Source organism: Lapidilactobacillus luobeiensis, assembly GCF_024345205.1.
In the GTDB taxonomy this organism is placed as follows: Bacteria; Bacillota; Bacilli; order Lactobacillales; family Lactobacillaceae; genus Lapidilactobacillus; species Lapidilactobacillus luobeiensis.
Window position 1 is genome coordinate 178,733 of the sequence record NZ_BROC01000001.1, and the last position, 24,724, is coordinate 203,456.

16 protein-coding genes and 1 other RNA gene are annotated in these 24,724 nt (G+C 46.5%); 12 read left to right on the plus strand and 5 right to left on the minus strand.

Annotation, left to right across the window (positions count from 1 at the left end; all coding sequences use genetic code 11):
- Positions 1 to 66 precede the first annotated feature (66 nt).
- The 7 genes from OCU21_RS00760 (at position 67) to nth (ending at position 14,023) form a co-directional block, all read left to right on the plus strand.
- Positions 67 to 3,696, plus strand: coding sequence for a PD-(D/E)XK nuclease family protein (locus OCU21_RS00760; RefSeq protein ID WP_261805596.1), 3,630 nt, complete (start codon positions 67 to 69; stop codon positions 3,694 to 3,696).
- Positions 3,689 to 7,519, plus strand: a complete 3,831-nt coding sequence (gene addA, locus OCU21_RS00765; RefSeq protein ID WP_261805597.1) for a helicase-exonuclease AddAB subunit AddA — start codon at positions 3,689 to 3,691, stop codon at positions 7,517 to 7,519. Before OCU21_RS00760 ends, addA begins: the two co-directional genes overlap by 8 nt.
- 320 nt (positions 7,520 to 7,839) lie before the next feature.
- Positions 7,840 to 10,599: a helicase C-terminal domain-containing protein gene (gene dinG / locus OCU21_RS00770; RefSeq protein WP_261805598.1), complete on the plus strand. Its 2,760-nt coding sequence runs from the start codon at positions 7,840 to 7,842 to the stop codon at positions 10,597 to 10,599.
- Between the two features lie 259 nt (positions 10,600 to 10,858).
- Complete coding sequence (locus OCU21_RS00775) at positions 10,859 to 11,335, plus strand: cell wall elongation regulator TseB-like domain-containing protein (protein ID WP_261805599.1); 477 nt, start codon at positions 10,859 to 10,861, stop codon at positions 11,333 to 11,335.
- Positions 11,336 to 11,373: 38 nt separating this feature from the next.
- The gene (gene asnS / locus OCU21_RS00780) at positions 11,374 to 12,672 is read left to right on the plus strand and encodes an asparagine--tRNA ligase (RefSeq protein ID WP_261805600.1); all 1,299 of its coding nucleotides are present in this window, start codon (positions 11,374 to 11,376) and stop codon (positions 12,670 to 12,672) included.
- 37 nt (positions 12,673 to 12,709) lie between these two features.
- Positions 12,710 to 13,330, plus strand: coding sequence for a DnaD domain-containing protein (locus tag OCU21_RS00785; RefSeq protein ID WP_261805601.1), 621 nt, complete (start codon positions 12,710 to 12,712; stop codon positions 13,328 to 13,330).
- Between the two features lie 42 nt (positions 13,331 to 13,372).
- Positions 13,373 to 14,023: an endonuclease III gene (gene nth / locus OCU21_RS00790; protein ID WP_261805602.1), complete on the plus strand. Its 651-nt coding sequence runs from the start codon at positions 13,373 to 13,375 to the stop codon at positions 14,021 to 14,023.
- Between the two features lie 550 nt (positions 14,024 to 14,573).
- Here the strand turns inward: nth and OCU21_RS00795 are convergent.
- Entirely contained in the window at positions 14,574 to 16,853 is a 2,280-nt protein-coding gene (locus OCU21_RS00795) for a PBP1A family penicillin-binding protein (RefSeq protein ID WP_261805603.1), read from the minus strand.
- An 11-nt stretch (positions 16,854 to 16,864) separates the two neighbouring features.
- Positions 16,865 to 17,500 carry a Holliday junction resolvase RecU gene (gene recU / locus OCU21_RS00800; RefSeq protein WP_261805604.1) on the minus strand — a complete coding sequence of 212 codons (636 nt, stop codon included), beginning with the start codon at positions 17,498 to 17,500 and terminating at the stop codon, positions 16,865 to 16,867.
- A 71-nt stretch (positions 17,501 to 17,571) separates the two neighbouring features.
- On the opposite strand from recU, the gene OCU21_RS00805 reads away from it, so the two are divergent.
- From OCU21_RS00805 to OCU21_RS00820, 4 genes are all read left to right on the plus strand, one after another.
- The gene (locus tag OCU21_RS00805; RefSeq protein ID WP_261805605.1) at positions 17,572 to 18,123 is read left to right on the plus strand and encodes an SLOG family protein; all 552 of its coding nucleotides are present in this window, start codon (positions 17,572 to 17,574) and stop codon (positions 18,121 to 18,123) included.
- Positions 18,124 to 18,231: 108 nt separating this feature from the next.
- Positions 18,232 to 18,690 (plus strand): cell division regulator GpsB, encoded by a 459-nt coding sequence (gpsB, locus tag OCU21_RS00810; RefSeq protein WP_261805606.1) that lies wholly within the window; start codon positions 18,232 to 18,234, stop codon positions 18,688 to 18,690.
- A gap of 39 nt (positions 18,691 to 18,729) precedes the next feature.
- Positions 18,730 to 19,085, plus strand: an RNA gene (gene rnpB, locus OCU21_RS00815) — RNase P RNA component class B.
- A 184-nt stretch (positions 19,086 to 19,269) separates the two neighbouring features.
- A complete protein-coding gene (locus tag OCU21_RS00820; RefSeq protein ID WP_261805607.1) occupies positions 19,270 to 20,412 on the plus strand; it encodes a THUMP domain-containing class I SAM-dependent RNA methyltransferase in 1,143 nt (380 codons plus the stop codon).
- A 52-nt stretch (positions 20,413 to 20,464) separates the two neighbouring features.
- Here the strand turns inward: OCU21_RS00820 and OCU21_RS00825 are convergent, their stop codons facing one another.
- From OCU21_RS00825 to OCU21_RS00835, 3 genes are all read right to left on the minus strand, one after another.
- Positions 20,465 to 21,388, minus strand: coding sequence for a magnesium transporter CorA family protein (locus OCU21_RS00825; protein ID WP_261805608.1), 924 nt, complete (start codon positions 21,386 to 21,388; stop codon positions 20,465 to 20,467).
- A 252-nt stretch (positions 21,389 to 21,640) separates the two neighbouring features.
- Entirely contained in the window at positions 21,641 to 22,654 is a 1,014-nt protein-coding gene (gene lplA, locus OCU21_RS00830) for a lipoate--protein ligase (RefSeq protein ID WP_261805609.1), read from the minus strand.
- A gap of 171 nt (positions 22,655 to 22,825) precedes the next feature.
- Positions 22,826 to 23,704 (minus strand): DegV family protein, encoded by an 879-nt coding sequence (locus tag OCU21_RS00835; protein WP_261805610.1) that lies wholly within the window; start codon positions 23,702 to 23,704, stop codon positions 22,826 to 22,828.
- A 350-nt stretch (positions 23,705 to 24,054) separates the two neighbouring features.
- On the opposite strand from OCU21_RS00835, the gene OCU21_RS00840 reads away from it, so the two are divergent.
- The gene (locus OCU21_RS00840; protein WP_261805611.1) at positions 24,055 to 24,657 is read left to right on the plus strand and encodes a nitroreductase family protein; all 603 of its coding nucleotides are present in this window, start codon (positions 24,055 to 24,057) and stop codon (positions 24,655 to 24,657) included.
- The last annotated feature ends 67 nt before the right edge of the window (positions 24,658 to 24,724 follow it).

The window sequence follows — 24,724 nt, forward strand, 5'->3', positions numbered from 1 at the left end:
GCCCTGACGTTTTTCTAAGGTGAAAATATGCTAAAATAATAGCAGAATACTCACGGAGGTGTAGGCGTGTCACTAAAAATAATTTATGGCTTGCAACAAGATGATGTGACCGGTGAAATGTATCAACAAATCGGGCATGCTTATCAACAATCACCTGAAAAACAGTTTATTTGTCTAGTTCCCAACCATATCAAGTTCAGCAGTGAAGTCCAGATCTTGCAGGCGATCGGCGCCGCTGATCCGCAGACGACCAGTAAAGGGATCATTGCCAGCAGTCGCTTACAGATCCTTTCATTCTCGCGTTTGCTTTGGTACTTTCTACGTGATGATCCTTATTATCAGCAACCTCAATTGACGAAGGCCAGTCAGGCGATGCTGCTGAGTGAGTTACTAGATCGTGAGCGGGCCCATTTCCCGATTTTTTACGGCGAACGACGACGAATGGGATTTCTCGAACAGTTAGGCGATCAGCTGACAGAATTGGCTCAAGGTGATTTTAGTCCCGCAACCTTGGATCAAGCTGCTGAAAAGTTGGCTACTCAAGGAGTCCCACGGTCGACGACTGCTAAACTCCAAGAGCTGAGTCGGATCTATCAACTGTATCAAACGGAGATCACTAGCAATTTCGTTACCAATGAGCAGTTGCTCCATTACTTGATCCAACAAGTCCAACAACGTGATTTCAGTCAATACGAATTTTTTATCAGCGGATTTTCCGAGTTCGATCAGCAACAATTGGCTTTGATCAGGACATTGTTACAGCAACAGGCAACGATCTACCTGACTTTATATCTACCGACATCCGGCGAACGTCTACCTTATTACTTTGCCAGCTCTTGGCGCATCTTGAAGCAATTGGGGTATGATGGGCTGACTGACTTCGCCGCTGCGGACCTATTTCCGGCGCCTAATAAAAGGATCAGCGCCGAGTTACAGCAGGTGGAGGATTTTTGGATCGCCAGTAATGCTGGCCAAACCAGCCAATCGCGGCAACGATTATCGCAACCAAACCTTCAAGTCTGGCAAGCAGATTCCTTGACCAGTGAAGTGCGCGGTGTGGTCAACTATCTTCGACAACTTGTCGCCTTGCAAGGCTATCGCTATCGCGACTTTCTCGTGCTGGCGGAGGATCTGAATAGTTATTCGGCAACGATCGAGTCACTTTTCCGCCAAAATGACGTCCCTTTCTTCAGCGACCAACAGACGCCGATGGCCAACCATCCTTTTGTCGTGTTCATTCGCAGTCTTTTAGCCCTGAGCCAAGGCAACTTTCAGCTGACTGATCTTTTTGTATTGTTGCGGACCGAGTTGTGGCGACCTGACGGACAATCTTTGGCCGACTTTCGGCAGCAATTAGATTGGTTAGAAAATTATGCGCTGGCGTTCGGACTGCGTTCCTATCACTGGCTCAACACTACCCCTTGGCAAGCGACCGGCCCATATGTAAAGCAGGCGCAGCAACCCGCGACCAAGTTAACACCGGAACAAGCGGTGCAACAGGCAGCTATCGAGTCGTTACATCGCTTCTACGGTCAAGCCCTGCAGCAATGGCGCACAACCGTGGCACAGGTGACTGATAGCGCTGATTTTGCTAGCGAACTTTTTCATTTCCTGAAAAAAATCGGTGTGATCCAGCAACTACAACAATGGGAACAAGATGCGGTCGAGCATGCTGATCTGATTTTGGCGCAACGACCTAAACAGACCTATCAGGCTTTTATTGCGCTCTTAGATGATTATGTTCAAGTTTGGGGCACAACGCCATTTGACTTGAATCTATTCACCGATTTATTGAACGCTGGTTTTAATAATACCGAATTTGCGCAGATCCCAGCGACTTTAGACGCGGTCCTTGTTTCTAAGCTGGGGATGGTCCAAACTCAAACACATCGGATCACGATCATTTTAGGCGCAACTCGCCAAAATCTGCCTGCTCTCAGTCAAGGTCAGCAATTGATCGATGATCAAGAACGTTCATTACTCAACCGGTTATACTCAGAACCCGGTGATCCGCAACTACGTCAAGCCAGCGTTGAAAGTTCCGCCGATCTGCCTTTACGTTATGGTAATATCTTTTTCAGTAGTAGTCAGCGTTTGATCTTTACTTATCCGGCTTTCAATGACCAGCAAGGCGCGCAAGAACTTTCACCCTACGTGATTCGGCTCCAGGATCATTTCCAATTGGGCGACCCGGCTTATTTGACCGACCATCCCCAACTGGAGCCACAACGTAGCCAGCCGGCCTTAAGTTATGCGGCCTCACGGGCAGGTGTCATTGGGCCATTGTTACTATTGGCTCGGGAAGCTCAAACAAAGAAACAACCACTGCCGGCTGATTGGCAAGCGATCGCCGATCTTCTGTTGACCGGTGAGGCCAGTAGCTTTTACCGTCGTCTCTGGCAAAGTCTGACTTATCACAACGTGGCCACCGACCTTAGCCCTGAAAACGTCGCCTTGATCTATGGTGATCATTTATTTAGTTCGGTCTCGCAATTAGAGAGTTACTATACCAATCCTTACGAATTCTTCTTAAAATATGGGTTACGGTTACGGCCGCGGCAACAGTTTGCGCTGAATAGCGCAGATACCGGTACTTATTTCCATGATTATTTAGATCATTTCCTTAAAGCGGTCGCAACGATCGGGCAGCCACTTGATCAGTTATCAAAGGCTGACTTGTTGACGATCACCAAACAGATCCAACAAACCTTAGCAAACGATCCAGCCTATCAATTATTGAATGGTCCGGGGCAGATGCATTATTTTGCCAAACGTTTGGCGCAAACAAGCGCGTTCATGGCAAATGTGATCCAAAAACAAGCAGCGCATTCCTTTCTTTATCCCGCAAAGACCGAGATCCAGTTTGGTCAGATCGAAGGAGATGGTCAATTGCCAGCGCTTGAGTTCACGCTCCCTGGCAAACAGAAACTATCAGTTCGCGGCAAGATCGATCGCCTAGACGTTGGTCAGTGGGGGTCGGATTGGTATTATCAGATCATCGACTACAAATCTGGGCTGAAAAAATTTGATTACACCCGAGTTTACTATGGCTTATCACTCCAATTATTGACCTACTTACAAAGTATCCAAAACAATCGTCAAGTCTTGGCATTACCTGCGGCAACCTCGCTCGGCGCATTTTATCTCCACCTTTCCGAACAAAAAATGGCCTACAAATCCGGGCTTGACGATCCCAATAAACTTTTATTGCAGATCCTTGATGACCATCGCTACAACGGCATCTTGTTGGAAAATACCGAAAGCCAAGCTAAAGATCAGACGCCAGAAGGCCATCAAAACAACCAAGATTTTCTGGCCGCGCTTGATCCTGCAAGTCAAAATAAAAAATCCAGCCTTTATCCCCGCGGCTATTCCAAGAAGAATGGTTATTCAGTAACGGCTGGCAATAGTTTTCCGCGACCACAACTACCTGAATTATTAGCCTACAATCGCTTTTTACTGCAACAGGCGGCTACGGAGATCTTTTCGGGCGCTTTGCGGATCGCGCCTTATCGAATCGGCGCTGATGAAACTGGTTTACAATACAGTGATTTTAAAGCCATCATGATGTTTGATGCGATGCTACCAGAAAATCGCTATCGTCAATTATTAACGATCGATAAAACCGACTTCCTAGCAAAATTGGCTGAATTCACGCAAAAACAAGCAGAAGGGCAGGCGCATCTTCATGACTAATTTCACGCCCCAACAACAGGCGGCGATCGACCATCATGGGCACGATATCCTAGTTTCGGCATCGGCAGGCTCTGGTAAAACAACGGTCCTAGTGGAACGTTTGATCACCGAGATCTTGCAACAGGGGACTGATCTGGATCAACTTTTGGTCGTAACTTTTACGGACGCCGCCGCCGCGGAGATGCAGGCGCGGATCCGCAAAGCGCTAGAGAATGAACTTGGTCGGACCAGTGATCCGCAGCAGCAACAACGCTTACGCAAACAACTTAATTTGTTAGCGGCAGCGCAGATCAGTACATTACACGCTTTTTGCTTGCAAGTGATCCATAAATTTTATTATTTGCTGGATCTTGACCCTAGTTTTCGCTTACTGACCGATGATACAGAACGTCAACTTTTAATGGAGAAGGTTTGGGGTGATTTACGCGATCACCATTATGATGCAGATGATCCAGACTTTTTCGCATTGGCGGATCAATTCGGCAATGACCGTTCCGATGATGGCTTGACCCAAACCATTTTCCAACTTTATTATTTTGCGATCACCCGTCCGGAAACGAGCCAATGGTTGCAACGGCTACCAACCGATTATCAAATCGAGACGACCGTCGATAGTAGCCCATTTTTCCAAAAATGGCTGACGCCGTACTTACGGCAACGTTGTCAACAACTTCAGCAGCAGTTCATTGTCTTGATCCAAACGGCAACACCGATCATCAAGGCTGAAGTCGTCACGGAACCAGCACAGGCAAGCTTGACCGCTTTGACTACATTATTGGCCCAGTCCCAGACGACTTATTTGCAATTTAAAGAATGCCTACAAGGTCTGCAATTGCCTGCTCGCTTTATGAAAACTTTGAAGAAAAATGGCGAAGTGATCACCACTGATGAAACCGAAACACGCCTAGCTGTCAGTCGCCAATTACAAGTGTTGCGTGATGACTTAAAAGATTTTCGCAGTGATTTTTTCGAATTACCTGAGGCACAGATCATTGCCGGTCAAAAAGCGACCCAAACAGTCGTCGCGCACTTGGCTGAGATCACCAGTGAGTTTATTACGGCCTATCAAAACGAGAAATTACGGCTTAAAGCACTGGATTTTAACGATTTGGAACAATTGACTTGGCAGTTACTGACTTATCAAGATCCTAATGACCAGACTCGGCCAGTTCGTGATTATTATCAACAGCGTTTCCATGAGGTCATGGTTGACGAATATCAAGATATCAATCCGTTACAAGAAGCGATTTTACAAACGGTTTCCCGGCGAGATCCAGGTAATCTATTCATGGTCGGTGATGTTAAACAGTCGATCTATGGGTTTCGCCAAGCCGATCCGCGCAAATTTTTAGACAAATATACAGCCTTCAAAGCCACGGATGAACCTGGTGAACGAATTATTTTAGCGGAAAATTTTCGCTCTGCGGAAAATATCAATGCCAGCACGAATTTTATTTTTGAGCAGTTGATGCACCATGATCTGGCCGAGTTGGACTATGATGAGGACGCTCAACTCAAAACGGGATCAACGGCTTATCCTGAGGACCTGCCCACTGATACCGAACTTCATCTTTTTGAAACTAAGACGGTGGAACAACCAGAAACCGCTCTTGAGGACAGTGATTCAGTAAGTGCTGAAGCCCTAGCTGCGTTTGATAAAAAGGCGGCGACGATCCAGATCTTAGGGCGCCGGATCCGTCAAATGCATGATGCTGGTTATCCGATCTGTGACGGGCCAGATCAACCATTGCGTCCAATGGCTTATCGCGATGTTGCGATCTTGGTGCCGACTCGGGCGAACAACCTGGAGATCGTCAATCAACTGACGGAGCTAGGCGTGCCAGTTTATGTACAAGATGCCAACGATTATTTTCAAACAACGGAGATCCAAGTCATGTTGGCACTATTGACTTTGATCAATAATCCGGAACAGGATATCCCCTTGGTCGCAGTTTTGCGGTCACCGATCGCGGGGTTCAACGAAAATGAATTGGCTAGGATCCGTGGTCAGCAACGCACCGGTAATTTCTATCATGCGCTCCAGGCCATGGCCGCTGTTGCTGCCACCGCTGAAAATACCGTCCCAGAAACGCCAGCTAGGCTGAGCGAGCTGACTAAAAAATGCCAGCAATTTCTAGCGCAACTGACAAGTTTCCGCGATTACAGCACGCAGCATAGTATCGCGGAACTGATCTGGACGATCTATCAGAAGACCGGCTATTTGGATTATGTTGGCGGGATGCCCGGAGGCCTACAACGGTCAATGAATCTTCATGCCTTATATCAGCGTGCTTTTGCTTATGAACAGTCGAGTTTCAAAGGATTGTATCAATTCATCGCGTTTATTGAACAGATGCAGACTCATGATCAGGATCTGGCTCAAGCGCAGGTCGGGGATGCCGATCAAGACGCAGTTCGGTTAATGACGATCCATGGTAGTAAAGGATTGGAGTTTCCGATCGTTTGTTTATATGACCTAGATCATGGTTTCAATAATAGTGACTACACCAAAAACGCGATCGTCCTTGATGGTCGCTTAGGTCTGGGGACTAAGTATTTTGATCCTGAGACTCGGATCAAATATCCAACGTTGATCGATACTTTTATCCGCCGACAACGGCAGCAGGCCAGTATTTCTGAAGAAATGCGGAAGCTTTATGTTGCTTTGACCCGCGCTAAGCAGAAATTGATCTTGGTGGGGTCGATCAGTAATTGGTCCGAGACTTTGGCCAAATATGAAAATCCGGCCTTAGAACAGCAACAACTACTCCCCATAACCTTACGGGATCCAAGTAAATTACGCGATTTTTTGAGTATGATCTTGCCGGCGGTTTTGCGGGCCCCCCAACTGGCGATCACCGGTGGTAGCGAACAAACTGATAGTCAGGCCAAAATCGCCGGAAATGGCGCTAAATATTTGATCCATCTTTACCAAGCGCCTGAGTTATTACGATCATTACCAGCGGCGTCGGACACAACGCGGGCAACTACAGCGCCAGCACCACTAGATACTAAATTACGCTCGACCGTCCAAACTTTGTTGGATTTCGAATATCCTCACCAGTCAGCCACGCAGACCACCGCCTATCAATCTGTTTCGGAGATCAAGCAGGCCTTTACAGATCCGGATCAATTTCGGCTTAGTTTTCTACCGCTTGCTGGGCAACAAACTGCTCCACGACCTTTACCAGCCGGGCAACTCGGGGCAGATAATGACCGCTTACCTGGTCGGTTTTTAGCGCAAGATTTCCCGGAGCCGGCCTTCTTGGCGACTGATCAGGCCGTCACTGGTGCCCAAATCGGAACAGCGACCCATCTCTTGTTGCAGCGCGTTGAGCTGCGCCGCCCACTGACCTTGACCTACCTAGAGGAGTTACGCCGATCACTAGTGACTGCCGGACTGATTTTACCAGCAGTTGCAGCCAAGATCGAACTTCAGTCTGTCCAAACGTTTTTCAGCACTGAACTGGGGCAACAGTTACAAGATCCCCAAAATCAGGTTTTTCGCGAGGTGCCGTTTTCTTTATTATTGCCGGCGCAAGCGATTTTCGAGATGCCTGATGAACCGGATATTCAAAATCTATTGGTTCATGGTATTATGGATGGGTACGTCATCACCCCAGAGCAAGTTTTATTGTTTGATTACAAAACAGATCATTTGCCTACGGGGGCGACCCAGACGGCTAAATTGACGACGCTTATCGCCAAATATCAAGGGCAGTTGAATCTTTACGCAGAGGCCTTGAGCAATATTTTGCAACGGCCGATCGCCCATAAGTATTTATATTTTCTCAGTAACAACCAACTGATCGATCTAGCCTGATCATCGCCGTTGCCTTTCTAAGGGTAACAGGCGCGGCGATTTGAAACGTGTTTCGCGCAACTGACTTCTGTGCTTAGCTACGCAATTATTTCGGAAGCGAAGTGCTGCTTCCAAAAGCAATCGCTAGGCTAATGCTCGAAGTCAACCCGTTGTGCTGCGCACTCTGATTTGAAACGTGCTCCGCACAACTGACTTCTGTGCTTAGCTACGCAATTGTTTCGGAAGCGAAGTGCTGCTTCCAAAAGCAATCGCTAGGCTAATGCTCGAAGTCAACCCGTTGTGTTGCGCACTCTGAGTAAAAAATGAATGGAGGTGGTTTGTTGAGTGGACAAGATTTTGCGGTGGTCGATTTAGAAACGACGGGCACACAACGGGGTGTTGGCAATCGAATCATTCAATTCGGTTGCGCGATCGTTCATGAACGACAGATCACAGAACATATTTCGCTGACTTTGAACCCCCAACGTGAGGTCCCGGTGGAGATCTTACAATTGACGCAACTTGATCCCAAGGCGCTTTTGCGCGCGCCGACCTTCAAGGAGGTCGCCACCACTTTACAACAACTTTTAAAAAATAAGATCTTTGTCGCTCACAACGTTAACTTCGATCTTCCTTTTCTGAATGAGGCCTTCCAAGAGATCGGGTTACCTCCCTTGCAGGTCACGGCGATCGATACGGTTGAATTGGCTCAGATCATGTTGCCTCAAGCGGCTAGTTATCGACTTCAAGACCTGAGTGGTTATTTGAATATTACCCACAAACACCCGCATCAGGCTGATAGTGACGCGATTGCCACAGCAAAGATCTTGTTATTACTATTGAAACGGATCGATCAGGTCCCAGGAGTAGTTTTAGGTCAACTGAGTCACCTAGGCGGCTATTTAAGTCGGGAAACGGGAACCGTATTTTCGCGAGCTTATCAACATCGCCGCGATCAGGCCTTGCCAGCACATCTGATCCAAGTCGGTGATCTGGTTTTACGTCGACCAGCGGCAGTAACACCAGCACACGAATGGCTTGGGCATGATGATTATCCAGAAACTTTCATGGCCAAAATGCAGCAGTGGGGGCGGTTGTTGCGTCCGCGACAAAGCCAATTCAAAATGATGGATTTTATCCAGCAACACCGGCATAATCCTGCTGGTCGACCATTAGTCATTGAAGCGCCTACGGGTATCGGTAAATCACTAGGCTATCTATTACCGCTCTCATATCAGCTCAGCTCAGCAGCGATGACCACGACCCGTTTGGTGATCACGACTTCGACCACAGTCCTTCAAAATCAACTTTATCGTCAGGCAATCCCACTATTGAATGATCTCCGCCAGCCACATTTTTCAGCCGCGATCTTGAAAAGTTCTAGTCATTATGTCGATCTGGACCGATTCACGACTTACTTACGGCAAGGCCAACAAAATCGCGGAACGGTCGTGAACGAGATGCGGCTCTTGATTTGGTTGACGCAAACTCGGACTGGTGATTTGGATGAGCTGCAAATGACGAATTATGATACGGCCTTTTTCCAAGGAATCAATCATTTGCCGCAATTAGTCGCAAGTAGCATTTACGCTAAAGTCGATTTCTGGCGGCGGATCTGTGATCAAGCGGCTACCGCAGACATTACGATCACGAACAACGCCTATTTGGCCCAACATCTATCAGAATTTGCGCCTGAGCAAACGATGCTGGTCATTGATGAGGCCCAACATTTCGCAGATGATCTGACGAATAGTTCGCATCATTATTTCTCCGTGATGCGCTTGGTCAGCTGGGCCCGGCAAGCGACCGAATTGCTCCACACTTTGATCGATAATAACGAGGTGGAGCCTACCCTGGAGCAAAGCTATCTTTGGTTGACAGAGATCCGTTCATTGTTGGCTCAATTCCAGCAAGAACTTCTGACCTTGAACGATTGTATCCTGATGTTGGCCCATGAAAACTATATTACCCGACCGATCTATCTTGACTTAGCGACTGTTCCTGAAGAACGGACGGCCTTGACCACAGTCTTGCGCCAAGTCAGTCATGCCCTAGATCAATATTTGGAAGCCAGTTTTAGTTTAGAAACGAATTTCAACGCTAGCCAAATGCAAAGTAATACCCGTCAAAAAGTCAATGATTGGCAACGGTTGAATACCAAGTTAGAACGCGGATTAGATCAGCTAGAAGATGCGCAAACTCATTTACAAGATCAGTCATTTTCAGAGTTCGGTTTTTACCTAGACCTTGATGACGACGGGATCAATTATCGTTTCAATTGGTTAGCGCGGTCCCATCGTACGATTCGCTTAGCCTTGGATCAACAATTCCCGCAGCAAATTTATACCGGCGCTTCATTGGCCGTTGGGACGAGTTTCACCTATTTCCTGAAACAATTGCGCTATCAACGTGATCAACTCGACCTATTACAATTACCATCGCCATTCGATTATGGTCGTAAAGCCGAATTAGTAACGCCAGCGACGACTTTCTCACCATCAGAGAACGGCGCTGATTATGATCATTGGTTGGTCGCGGTCATTCTGCCGATCCTCCGAAAAACTAGCGTACAGACCTTGATCCTCTTCAACTCATTAGCCAGTGTAAAAAATGTTTACTATCCGCTGCAACGTGCGCTAGGGGGAAAACGCGAGATCATGGCCCAAGGGATCACCGGGAGCAATGATAAAATCGCCAAGCGTTTCCGCTTCACTAATAATGGAATCTTATTAGGGTCTCAAAGTTTCTGGGAAGGCGTTGATTTTCCGGGCCAACAGCTATCCTTATTGATCATTACCCGGATCCCGTTTGAGTCACCTAAAAATCCTTTGACTAATTATCGCCAGCACCGCTTGGCGAGCAGTGGGCAAGGCCAGCCTTTCTGGGACGATGCCTTACCTCGCGCTGTCCTCAAATTGAAACAGGGGTTTGGCCGTTTGATCCGCTCGGAAGAAGATCATGGTCTGGTCCTGGTTTTGGATGAGCGGATCAATCAAAGCAGTTACGCGGGAATCATTCAGCAAGCTTTCCCCGCCCAATTACCGCGCGTCCAATTAGCCAACTCACTCTTAGCCGATCATATCCATGATTTTCTCCAGTAGCGCTCATCAACAAGAAAGAACCAGTCGGGTAAGTTAGAAAATAGTCCTGCGCTGGCATTTTTACCTCAGCAAATGATCAAAAAACTCCAGGCAGCAAAAAATCAAGTATTTTTTTGCGAGACGTGGCAATCAGTGGTATTTTTGCTATAATTGAAACAGCATCGCGGTAATTTTGCGACCTAGATCAAGAAAGTTAGTTTTGATCTGGAAAATCGACTATTTTTAGCTGGCCCTAGCGCAGCATTTGAGGAAGTGAAGTATGACTCGACAGCGAAAACGAATGATCATTATCAGTGTTTTGACAGCTGTGATCCTGTTGATCGGTTTGTATCTGGCAACAATGATGCCTCGGATCAGCGCGCAACGTCAGACCGAAGCTATCGCTAAAAAAGCTGGCGATCTGCAACGAACAACGAATTTCACGATTTATCAGCGTCAACAAACCTACTACGCCGTCACTGGTTATGATCAGCAAAACAAATTGACCTATGTCGTGGTCAATGGCAAAAGTGGCAAAATCAAAGTCCTTGCTGGTAACAAAGGGCTGACCCAAGGCGAAGTGCGAGCACGGATCCAAAAGCAAATCGCACCCCGAAAGATCTATGGGATCAATCTCGGTATCGACGCAGGGCGACCTGTTTGGGAAGTCGCGGCTAAGAAACAAAACGGTCAGCTAAGCTACCGGTTACTAGATTTTTATACAGGTAAAACTGTCGATCTGATCGACAACCTTTAAGGACATTCTAAGAATAAAAGTTGGGAGAGTTTTTCAAAATGGTACAAATCATTCGCATCAACGAAGCTAAGGATCATGTCAATGAGGAAGTAAAAATCGGTGTTTGGCTGACCGATAAACGCTCAAGTGGTAAAATCGCATTCTTACAATTAAGAGATGGGAGCGCCTTTTTCCAAGGCGTCATCGTTAAAAATAATGTTGCGGCGGCAGTCTTTGAAGCCGCTAAAGAAATGCATCAAGAGACCAGTTTCTGGGTAACTGGGACGATCCATCAAGATGATCGCTCTCATTTTGGCTATGAGATCGAGATCAGTGATATTGAGATCATTGGCGAAAGTGAAGATTATCCGATCACGCCCAAAGATCACGGTATCGAGTTCTTACTCGATCATCGTCATTTATGGTTGCGCTCGAAGCGACCATTTGCGATCATGCAGATCCGTAATGAAATGATCCGCGCGACTTATGAATTTTTCAACAAGGAAGGTTTCATTAAGATCGATCCACCGATCTTAACTGGATCGGCGCCGGAAGGGACTACTGAACTGTTCCAAATCGATTATTTTGATCATGACGCTTATTTAAGTCAAAGTGGTCAGCTTTATATGGAAGCTGGCGCTCAAGCCTTTGGGAAAGTCTTCTCCTTCGGGCCAACTTTCCGGGCAGAAAAATCCAAGACTCGGCGCCATCTGACTGAATTTTGGATGATCGAACCAGAAATGGCCTTTACTCATCAAGATGAAAGTTTGGCGGTCCAAGAGAAATATATCGCCTACTTGGTCCAAAGTGTGTTGGATAATTGCGAATATGAACTGCATTTATTAGGCCGTGATCTAGAAACACTGAAGAAATATACCAAGCTACCTTATCCGCGGATCAGTTATGATGAAGCAGTCAAAATGTTGCAAGATCATGGTACCGATATCAAGTGGGGCGATGACTTCGGCGCACCTGACGAGACTTTCATCTCTGATCAATTTGAACAACCTGTTTTCATTTTGAATTACCCCGTGGCGATCAAACCATTCTATATGAAGAAAGTCCCTGGTCGTGATGACGTTTATCTTTGCGCCGACCTCTTAGCACCAGAAGGCTATGGTGAGATCATCGGTGGTTCCGAACGGGAAACTGACTATGAGGTCTTGAAACAACGGATCCTCGACGCCGGACTACATGAAGAGGACTATGACTGGTATTTAGATCTGCGGAAATATGGGAGTACGCCACATTCTGGTTTTGGCCTAGGCTTTGAACGCGCGATCACTTGGATCTGCAAACTTGACCACCTGCGTGAAGCTATTCCATTCCCACGCATGATCAACCGGATCGAACCATAAACACAATCGACACATTAAGAAAAGGAACCGTGATCAAATGACTGAATTTACCATCAACGATTTAGTCGGAACACCTTACACGGTAATTGCCAACTTGATTTTGGATCATTATGCGGAGCTCGGCATGAATGATCATCAGTTGGCGATTTTTCTACAAATCGTAAAATATAGCCAACTTAATGAGAAATTTCCTAGTCCGGATCAATTGGCTTTGGTCGTCAAAAAACCGGTCGGCGAAGTCTATCAAATTCTTTCACAGTTAACGCAGCAACGGTTCATCATGGTCACAACTGATACCTATCACGCGCAACATCGCGACCAATACAGCGTGGCGCCATTCTTCCAACGGGTCGCACAATTACGGGATCAAAAGCAGGTCGTTCATTCTTTTCAGGAAGAGCAAGCTGACATCGCCAAACTCTACAAAGAATTTCAAGTGGAATTTGGTCGTCCTTTGTCACCGATCGAAATGGAGACTATCGACAATTGGCTCAACCGTGATCAGTATTCTCTAACGCTGATCCGTCTAGCCCTGCGCGAGGCTGTTTTAAGTGACGCCCGTTCGCTGAAGTATATCGATCGGATCCTGATCGACTGGCAACGGCGCCAAATCAAGAACGCTGACGATCTCCAACGCTATAAGGCAAAATTCAAATAATAGTTGCTCAGTCAAACTTTTTTAGAAAAGGGGCAGACTCAGATGTTAACCAAAAAAGTGACGCGGATCGCGATCGAGCGCATCATGAAGATGTACCCCAACGCGGTGCCGAGTCTTGATGCGCGGACACCATTTCAAAAAGTTGTTTCCGTGTTGCTTAGCGCGCAAGCGACCGATGTTTCCGTTAATAAAGCGACCCCAGCGCTTTTTGCTCGCTTTCCTGATCCAGCCACTTTAGCAGTGGCGACCCCAGCCGAGGTCGAGCCCTATATCAAAACTATTGGTCTTTACCACAACAAGGCCAAGTATTTAGTCGCTTTAGGCCAAAAATTGACCCATGACTTTGCCGGCGTTGTCCCCAACACCCGCGCGGAATTAGTCACGTTGCCAGGGGTAGGGCGTAAATCGGCCAATGTGGTTTTAGGCGATGCCTTTGGGGTACCTGCTTTTGCCGTGGATACCCACGTTACCCGGATCAGTAAGCGGCTCACGATCGCGGCCGCTAATGATTCAGTCCGTCAGATCGAAACGCGGATCACCACAGCATTACCAGAGGACGAATGGATCCACGGTCACCACGCGATGATTTATTTTGGGCGCGAAGTTTGCCACGCTAAAAAGCCCGAATGTGCCCACTGTCCACTACTCGACTTATGCCCATTTGGTCAAAATTATTTGGCAATGAATGGCTGAGCGCATACTGTGTCCCGTTTTTTGAAATGTGCTGCGCGCGCCTGCTTGTTGCGCTTAACTACGCTAGGGTTCCGGAAGCAAGGAGCGCTTCCAAAATCCAGAACTAGGCTAATGCTCAAAGTCAAACCGTTGTGTTTCGCACTCTGGCTTGAAACGTGCTGCGTGCGCCTGCTTGTTGCGCTTAACTACGCAATTGTTTCGGGAGCAAGATGCGCTCCCAAAACAATCGCTAGGTTAATGCTCACAAGCAACCCGGCTCGCTCCGCACTCTGGCTTGAAACGTGCTCACTGACCTAGCTCCTTACGCTTAACTACGCTAGGGTTCCGGAAGCAAGGAGCGCTTCCAAAATCCTAGCTAGGTTAATGCTCAGGAGCAATGCAGGTCAGCTCGCACTTTGGCTTGATGGGTAACTTTAGCGTGAATCAAAGTCACCCGAAGTTTTTTTAGAGTAGCTTGTTCATCTAAAATTTGCCCACAAAAAGTGCCGTCATACTTACGTGACGGCACTTTTTCTTGATTTGGAGCCCAATCTCGATTGACTAGACGCCATTATTGACTGGCACCATTATTTGTATTCTCGTTTGTGCCATTTCCTGGCGAAACCGTACTACTGCTAGATTGACTGGTGGTCGAGCTACTACTTGATTGCGAGTCATCACTTGGTGTTTCCGGAGTGATGGTACTACTAGATCCTTCGGAATAACTTGGGGTCGCTGGTGTTTGACTACTTGATTCAGAGTCGCTCACTGAACTTGACGAACTACTCTCCGAGCTGGAGCTGGAACTCTCCGAAGAACTAGTCTGTTGTTCAGGAGCGTAACCTTTGACATAGAGAACATTATTCTGGGCAACGACTGAACTTGGTTTGGTCCAGTCGGTATTACTGACGTTTTGGCTGAGGTAGGCCATCATGTAACGATAGATCACTTGAGCGATCGTTTGATCAGCCACACCTTGTTGATCGGCTTTATCATAGCCGGTCCAAACCGCGATCGAGTAATGCTTCGTGTACCCAGCGAACCATGCATCCCTGACCGTATTGTTCAGTGCTGGATTCTTGGCGATCTCGCTAGGTGTATAGCCGACTGTTCCTGTTTTACCGGCTTGATAAAGTCCCGAGATCGCAGCAGTAGTGCCGATCCCGCTGGTAAGCACATCTTTCAACATATCAGTGATCATATAAGCTGTGGATGCTTTCATCGCGCTGGTTCCAGAGCTAGATTCTGAATAATCATGACTGATTTTATCAGAAGTCGTAATTGATTTGATGTATTGCGGTTGGTAATAAGTCCCACCATTTGCAAATGCGTTATAAGCCGAAGCGACTTGCAAAGTCGAGATCGAAGCCCCGATCCCGACGGAAAGTCCCACCTTGCTGGGCAGGTCAATGCCTAACTTATTAACGAACTGCGTCGCCTTGGTCAGGCCGACTTCTTCAAGTGTTCTCACTGCGGGGATATTTCGCGAAACCGCTAGGGCTTGGCGCATGGTCATCGTACCCATATACTTATTATCCCAGTCCATCAGCGAGATATTCGTGCCTGGGTAAGTGTAGGGAGTATCTTTGACTGAATGGTCTGTCGCCCAATTCAAATATTCAATGGCCGGGCCATAGTCCAACAACGGTTTGATCGTTGATCCATTGCTCCGATCGGTCTGGGTCGCTCGGTTCAAAGCCATCTGCACATTACCGACCTTGCGATTCCCGATCATCGCGACAACGTTGCCGTTATTCGGATCAGTGACGGTTACCCCCGTTTGAAATTTATCGTCAGGGAAGCTGATCTGATCACCATTGACCAATTGATATAAATATTTTTGTGCTGAAAGATTCAGATTTGTTACAACTTTTAAATTGTCCTGATAGGGTTCGTAGCCCTTTTTCTTGATCTGCTTGATGACTTCTTGAATATAAGCATCGGCGATCAGGGCGTTGCTATCAGAACCAGTTGTGGTGGCCTTAGCCTTCAGACCATCCGTGATTGCTACCGCCTTAGCAGTCTGAGCCTGACTGGCGGTGATTTTACCATTATCAGCCATTGCCTGTAAAACGAGATCTCGTCTTTGCTTGGCCGCTTCAGGATGAGCGTAGGGGTCGTACGTATTCGGTGAGTTGGGGATCCCCGCTATCAACGCGGTTTGCGCCAAAGTCAGCTTATCCAGCTCTTTGCCGTAATAATAGGTCGCCGCAGTCCCCATGCCATAAACACCGTTGGCCTCATAAACCGCATTGATATAATATTCCAAGATCTGTTCTTTGGAGAAACGTCGTTCGACTTGGATCGCCAACCAGGCTTCTTGCGCTTTACGCCGCAGTGTCTGATCTGATTTCTTCGTTGAAAAGTAAGCAAGCTTGACTAGCTGTTGCGTCAAAGTACTGCCGCCTTGAGGATCACTGTTTGGGTGGGTCACATTATAGAAGGCCGATGACACGATCCGGATCGGATCGATCCCCAATGGCTCCCGATAAAAACGGCGATCCTCGATCGAAACTACCGCATCTTTCAATTGTTGCGGGATCGCAGTGCTTTTAACATTGGTGCGATCTTCATTGCCTAATTTAGTTAAGACCGTGGTGGCGTCAGCAGCATACAGCGTGGTGGCGCCGCCACTTTCCAATTTACTGGCCGAAAGCGCCGGTGTATCCTTGACATAGTACGCGAACAAACAGACTCCTAAGGCAAAACCAGCTACGATCAGCCAAAGAAGCCATTTGAGGATCCGTCGCCAAAGCGGTTTTCTTTTCTTGGGCCGGGGGTTGTGTCCATTTTTGCGATTCTGGGCAGCTTTGCGAGCCTCACGGGTCATTGCTTTTTCTTGTTGCGCCATAAACCTATCACCTAATTTTTCAGATTTGTTTTCTGGATCAATTGATCGACCGCATTCAGATAATCCAGAGTGGGACGATATGCCAAAGTCAGTTCGTAGCCGGAAGTCTCGATCTCACTTAATGGAATTGATTTACGGCCATCCTTTTGCTCCTGCCAATGTTGGATCAAAAGTGACGCAGGTGTCAAAAAATATCGCGCCAAACTTGTGAAACGCATGATCGTAAAACAAATACCATTCTGTTGTAAGCAGTTTTGAAAATGATCCACTTGATGTTGATGGAAATTTTTAAGCGGAAATGAACGTTTATTTGTGGTTTCTTTGGCTTCAAAATCTAGATAGTAACCGCGATAAACACCGTTATAGTCAGTGGTCGAAGCCTGACGGAAGTATGCCTCGCGGATCACCGCCTTACTTCGCTGCGGATAGTCGACCTTGACGATCTGGATCGGCGTCGGCTTCTTATAGATCACCGCTCGTTGTTGCTGCCGATAAAACTCATTGCTTTCATTGATCGTTTCTTCCAGCGTCATCCCACGCCCACCAAAAACCACAGCCTGATCGCGCGAGCTGACCTGATTTGTGGTAGACTGAGATTTATCTGGTTCAAAGCGATAGGGTTGACCATTTGGATAATTGATTATCATTTTACGACACTCCCAATGCCCACATTATACCAGATTGTCCGACTTAACTTCATTAGAAAGGCTGTTTTTAGATGGCAAAGCGATTGTGGTTGACTGGTTACCGTTCTTACGAACTCAATGTTTATCAAGATAATGACCCTAAATTACAGGTTATTAAGTATTCGCTAAGAAATACATTGCGGCGATACTTAGAGGATGGTTTGACATGGGTGATCACCGGCGCCCAACTAGGTACCGAGCAATGGGCAGTGACGACAGTCGGCGAACTGAAGGCAGATTATCCTGACTTACGAGTGGCGGTCATGTTGCCATTCACGGCTTTTGGTCAACAATGGAATGAAAAAAACCAAAGCCAATTGGCGCAGATTTTGGCCAAGGCAGATTTTGTGGGCTATACTTCTGATCATCCCTATGAGAATCCCGGTCAATTGCAAAATTATCAACAGTTCATGGGCCAGCATACTGAAAATGCCTTACTGTTATATGATCCGGAGCATCCCGGCAAACCCCATTATGACTATGATTACATTACCAAGGTTTTACAGCCGCGAGGATATGGGCTTGAACTGATCGATTTCTATGAATTGCAAGATTTAGCCGACGAAATGAATCATGATTATTGATTTTTTATAAGGAATCTGGATTATTAGAGACTTTTGGTTCTCATTTAGCGTTTTTTTTGCTATACTATTAAAGATGCGTGATCAGTGATGAATGAGGTGCAAGCATTTATGGACAAGTCAGAAGAGAATCGCGAATTCAAGATCAATCTATCGCCTGAAGACATCGTTAATAAGGACTTCAAGAAGAAGTATCGTGGTTACGATGATGCCGAGGTCGATCCATTCTTGGATCAAGTTATTCAAGACTATGAGACTTTTCGCAATCGAATCAAGACCTTAGAACAAGAAAATACGCGGTTGGTCAAAAAAGTCGATGAACTTTCACGACAGAATGACAATAGTGGCGTAAATGCGCCTAATTTCAATTCTGGTGTTTCCGCAATGCAGAATACGACCAATTACGATATTTTGCGCCGCATCAGTAATCTTGAACGTCATGTTTTTGGTGAGAAAGAAGCGGCCAAGATCGCTAATAAACCCACAACGAGCAATCCAACCAGTCCAACGACTCAGGATAATCTTGGTTTGGGCAGTTTTGAGAATCGCAGTCAGATCGATCGCTTTTAGCCGACCTAAGCGACTCATATTAATTTGATATCAATGGTAAGTTTCGAGTAATCGCGGTTTATTTCGGATAAACTGAGGAAAGTCCACGCTCGCACAAGCTGTGATGCTTGTAGTGTTCGCGCTTAGCCCAATAAGCTAAGGTGCCTGGTGACAGGTAACGGCAGGCAACGACCTAAAGTTTACGCCATGGTCAATGCCTTGAAAGTGCCACAGAGACGATGCGCCCTTGAAAATCGGCGCTTGGAACGGGTAAACCCCACGAGCGAGCAACCCAAATTTTGGTAGGGGAGTCCTACGGCGGAAATCGAACCTAAAGTAGGAGCGGCAGCAGATAGATGATTACTGAAGATCAGAATGGACCTAATTCTGGTTGGAACAAAACGTGGCTTATAGAAATTTACCAAGGTGGTTGGCGCAAACTCGTTTTGCGTCAATTTTTTTCAGGAAAAATGTTTCTGCGGAATCGTCGCAGAGATCTTTAAAAATTTGATCCACCAGTTATTACAACACTGTGTCGACCCATTGACTAGATCCCAGTCAATGGGTCGACACAGGGCTCACAGCTTTAGGAGGCAAAAGATGGCATATCAATTGATGGCAACGATGGCGGCAGGTTTTGAAGCGATCGTAGCGAAAGAATTACAGGCATTGGGTTACCAGACACGTACCGATAATGGTCGCGTCTATTTTAGCGGTGATGAGGCCGATATCATTAAAACAAATTTGTGGCTGCGGACCGCTGATCGCGTCATGATCATTGTCAAAACATTCAAGGCCATGGATTTTACGGAACTGTTTGATCAAGTCAACGCGATCCCTTGGGAAACTTATCTCACGATGGATGCCCAATTTCCGGTGACTGGGCGCGCGGTCGCTTCGAAATTACACAGTGTGCCTGACGTTCAAGCCATTACCAAGAAAGCAATCGTTCAGCGTTTGCAGGATGCCTATCATCGCCGGACCCGGTTACCAGAAACCGGCGCGTTGACAAAGATCGATGTTCGTTTGCGGAAAAACCAAGCCGAAATATTGATCGACACTACTGGCGACAGCTTATTCAAACGTGGCTACCGGCTTGATCATGGTGGCGCTCCACTGAAAGAGAACTTTGCGGCCGGACTTTTAGCGTTAACACCTTGGCGGGCCAATGATCCCTTCCTTGACCCCATGACCGGTTCCGGGACGATCGCCATTGAGGCGGCCTTAAAAGCGCGGAATATCGCCCCAGGGCTTAAACGCCATTTCGCGTTCGAACAATTCGCGACGATCACGCCCCAAATGGTGACAGACGCACGCGCCGCTGCCCAAGCCGAGATAAAGACTGACCTCACTTTGCAGATCTTTGCCAATGATATCGATGAGACCATGATCGCTTTGGCCAAGGTCAACGCTGATCAGGCTGGGGTCCTGCATGACATTACTTTCAAACAAGTTGCCGTCAAAGATTTCCAGACGGATCTCCGTAATGGTATTATTATCGCCAATCCGCCTTATGGGAAACGCCTAAACGACCAGAAAAAGGCTCGTGAGATCTACGCAGAAATGGGCCAGGCCTTCCGACCATTGACCACGTGGAGCAAATACATTTTGACCAGCGACCTAGAATTCCAAAATTTTTATGGTCAACACGCCACTAAACGGCGCAAACTATATAATGGCTATCTGCGGACTGATCTATTCCAGTATTGGGGCCGTCCCGATTATAAAAAAGTAGCTAAATAGCGCCACCAACTAAACCAGTCCCAGCGATGATTTTCACGCTAAGACTGGTTTTTTAAATGAAGTGATCGTGGTGTAAACGGTACATGACCCAGATGATCGGGATCAAAGAAATCAAGATCGAAAATAGCCAACCCCATTCTTTATCGGCCAGCGGCAAAGACATATTCATCCCATAAAAACCAAAGATGATCGGCGGGATCATTAAGACAACGGAATAGATCGTCAGTAACTTCATCACTTGGTTTAAATTATTATTCAGTAGATTGTTGTAGGTGTTCGATAATTTATCAACGATATCACTATTTAATTCCAGCATTTCTTGAGCTTGACGGGCCTCGACTTCAACATCTTCTAATTGAGATTGACTGATACTACTCAATTCCAAATTCGCGGCCCGCTTTGCGGCCAAGCGCAATTGGCTGATCGCTACTAAATTGCCATTGGCCCCAGTCAAATAATAGGTGAGATCCGTACTCAAATTTGCTAATTCAAAAATGTGTTGCGAATTATTGCGCTGACGTTGGCGCAAATGACTTTCGATCTGGGTTCGAGCTTCCGTTAACCGTTGGATATGATCAAAATAAGTTGTGGTAATCTCAAAAAGGATCGTAAAAACAGAATCCCACATCCCTCGGGTTTGATCATCAGAGTTGGCTTCTGTTGTCATCGACAAGACATACTTGGTCTGTGTCGTCACAAAAACAAATAATTGATCCGCTTTGATAATGAAACTGACCGGATGGATCACGCGGTGGTCCGCAGAGGTCGCGGCCACTGGCACATTATAAACGATCAACCAGTTTTCGGTAAATGAATTAAATTCAACGCGCGCCCGTTCGAGCGGGTCAGTAGCATAACGTAAAAATTCACCGGTCAAATGATAGTTGTCCATTAATTTGGTGCGATCTTGAGGATCCATATCGATCACGGAAATGATTTGATTATCTGCTTTGGTTTTTCGTCCTACCCGTAACATAACTTGCTCCTTTGCAACAATGATAATTACAGCCTAATGCAAAATTAGTCGAGAAACAAGTTTAACTGTTAACTTCTGAAAAAATCAGGTGCCGTTCTGCGACGATTTCAAGCCTGAATCGTTGCCAAGTGGCAGTCACCAGTAGTTACGCTCACGCGTTATAGCCATCAGCTAAGCAATCAAAAAAGCAAGTCCATAAATCGTTTTGGACTTGCTTGATCAATACGTATTGAATTAAAAATCATTTTAAGATCATTGCGCCAACAGATCGATCAATTGTTCTTGACTGATCCCAGTAAAATACTGGTTGACGTCCAGTTTTGCCAACGCCGTGGTCAAATGGCCGCGATCATAAATGATCCCAGTTAAATTATCGGCCAGCTCATGAACATCTTTAGGTCCAAAGAAGTCCCCGAAGAACGTGATCGCCTTGATCCGACCATTCTCCACCAACATCCGTGCGTCGACCGTTCCGTAATCAAAATGTTTCCGTTTTTGAATACTGAATTGCGGGTTCTTGCCGTAGACCCAATTCCAGTTACGATAAGTTTCCTGTGCGATCAGATCGATCGCCGCTTGGTCTTCGGCAGTGATCTGATATTCCTTATCCGCGACTTCGGCCAGATCCTGAACACCAAAAATCTCTTTGATCAAACGATCGCGGAATTGTTCTGTGGTCAGATCCTGAAATTCTGGGCGTAAATAAGGTTTGATGTTCGTGACCCGTGAACGAATCGATTTGATGCCCTTAGAAGCGATCTTATCTGCCGGAACATTCAACGCTTTGGTCAAAACATCCAGATCAACATCAAAGGAGAGGGTGCCATGACTGAAGGTTTTGCCATTACGAGTATACATCGCATTACCGGAGAATTTCTTGCCGTCAACGAGGATATCATTGCGACCACTAACTTCAACGGAACTGGCACCCATCTTCTGTAACGCGGTCACGATCGGTTGAACGAATGATTTGAAATCGCCAAACGCTTGATCCTTAGCATCGACCACAAAGCTGAAGCAAAGATTCCCAAGATCTTGATAAACAGCGCCGCCACCCGAAAGCCGGCGAGTTACCGTGATTCCATGTTGCTCAACGTAATCCTGATTGATCTCTTCAAAGGTGTTTTGATTGCGACCAACAATAATGCAGGGTTTTTCAATATAGAAAAGCAATAATGGTTCATCAAACGATTTTTGATTCATTAAATATTGTTCTGTTGCCAAATTATCGCGAATATCGCGCTTCGGCATGACCACATAGTACATGACGACCCCTCCAATGACAAAATAAATTCTTGCACTTCAAGTCTAGCAAACTTTGCCGAGAAAAACGACTAAAAAGAATTGTAAACAATCAAAAAAACATTGGCCCCAAGGTCAGGTCAATGTTCGTTGCTTTCATATTTTGATTGAGCGCCGATTTGAGCAAATAGCTGGCTAAAATTTCTCCCAATCTTTGGCCCAGATCATCGACATCGCTTTCTCGCCGGTATGGACCCCAATAACTGGACCAATGATACTGGTATCAAAAGTCACTTGCGGGAATTGTTTAGAGAATTCCGTTAACCATTCTTGCTTGGCGATCGGATCGTTGGCGTCAAAGATCGTACAACGGATCGGGTAATCGAGATCTTTGATCGCCGCAGCGAAATGATCCATGATCCATTGAACTGCCCGTTTGGTTTGTCGTTCTTTGGCGATCGCGGAGATCTCACCTTTGCCGGCGGCGTGGATATCCATGGACAAGATCGGTTTTATTTTTAGGAGACCAGCAACAAAACTTGAAGCGTTGCTAAGGCGCCCCGTTCGACGTAAGTGTGCCAGATCATCGACCATAAAATAAACGCCAGTGGTTTCACGAAGCTGAGCTAATGCGGTCATGATCTGTTCAGGATCCGCATCGGGCGCTTGGGCCATTTTCCCGGCTAGCTGAGCCGCAAAAGCTAACCCAGCACAGGTAATATGCGAATCAAAAGGATAGACCCGCAAGCGCTTCTCTTGAGCTGCATAGGCAGCAAGATTACTATAAAACGAACTGATCCCGCTGGAGATCACGGGCGCGATCAAGGCCTCATAACCTTCCGCGACCAATTGGCCGACCAATTCTTGGACCGCGCCGATCGATGGTTGCGAAGTCGTTGGTAACACTGGATCTGTCCGCATGCGATCATAGAATGGCTCCTGACCGATATCGATCATATCCCGCAAAGTTTCATCGCCCCATAAAATCGGGATAGGCAAAACGTGGATTTGATAGCGCGCTACTTGCTCTGACGTCAAATAGGCGGTGCTATCTGTCATTACTGCAACTTTCATGTTGTGACCCCTTTTTAAGATATTGCCTAAATTCTATCATAATTCTAGTAAAGATTCACGGTTTCATCCTAATCCTTGCCGATTTAAGCAAAACGACCAAGTAAAAAACAAGCATTTTGTTGATTGTGACTAGCCCCTTGAAGTTGACCATTTGACGATCCTGCAGGCCACTTTCAGCAAGACTATCGAGGTCACTTTACGCCGTGCCAACGCTAATTGGTTTTTATCATTTGTTTTGAGGATATTTTTAGAAAAAAATCCTTAGGAAAAGAGCACGATTATTAGACTTACTTTAAACAAGCTGATATATTGAAATCATAGTTAAAATATATTGGTTAGGAGCAAATCAAATGAATCAAGATTATTTAGCATTATTGAAACAACGTCGTTCTATTTATGCGCTAGGCAAGGATATTTCTTTGTCCGACGAGCAAGTCATCGAATTAGCGGAGGCCGTGATCGCAGAATCACCGACCGCCTTTAATAGTCAAACAACGCGGGCTGTTTTCCTATTCGGGGCTGAACATGATAAATTATGGGATTTGATCGCGACACGTTTACAACGAGAAGTCCCTGATCCAGAAGCTTTCAAGAAAACTCAAGCGAAGCTGGCGACATTCAAAGCCGGTCACGGGACCATCCTCTATTACACGGATATGGCCGTGGTGCATGAACTGGAAAAGAACTTCCCACTTTATCGTGACAACTTCCTTGATTGGTCTGAGCAAGGGCAGGGGATCATGACGGTCGGTGTTTGGACCAGCCTGGCCAATAACGGTATCGGCGCCAGCCTCCAACATTATAATCCATTGATCGATGAGGCAGTCGCAACTGCTTTTGATATTCCCCAAGACTGGCGTTTACGGGCACAAATGCCTTATGGCTCGATCGAAGCACCAGCGCCAAGCAAAGATTACTTGCCAGCTGATCAGCGTTTCCGTGTTTTTAAGTAAATCTTTCCAATCATTCGGCACAACTATTTTAGCTCAGTCTTCAAAAAACGACCTGTTTGCCTTTAGC